Annotated in this window: 1 pseudogene; it reads right to left on the bottom strand. The window is 43.7% G+C overall.

The window, feature by feature from the left end:
• Positions 1-87 precede the first annotated feature (87 nt).
• A pseudogene (locus CIK04_RS24895) lies at positions 88-478 on the bottom strand (XRE family transcriptional regulator); the annotation flags it as partial.

The raw sequence follows: 478 nt of genomic DNA on the forward strand, positions 1-478 counted from the left end.
ATGGCAGGCTAGAATGGCAGAAGTGACCTTTTGAGGCGATTTTAATGATGAAAGTAACGTATATCGTTACCTTTGGTGTAATTGGTGTTACTTTTCTCGCTCGGTTGGTCTGTTTTCTAACTCAGAAAACATGGGAAAGGTCCAGCGTCGGATAGCGAGAACCATCGAGGTGCCGTGACGATCTTCAATCGCGAGTTCACTGTCATCTTGGCAGGCGGCATTAAAACTCAGTGATCAATTTTGCAGTTTTGCTGCATTTTTGGTTGGTCGGCGTCGACATCAATCCGGTTGCCATGACCAATTTTTCATCCGAAGCAGAGAAGTAACTGTGGAAAAACGCCTGTTGTACCTGTTGTTGGAAAAATCGTTGGATAGGACCACCAGCAATCCAAGAAAACTCTTTGGAAATCTTAAGCTTAATTCGATTGTTTGGTTGTAACTCAATGATACTGAGCCGATCTAACTGCGCGAGTTTTTG

Source organism: Vibrio sp. 03_296, assembly GCF_002265885.1.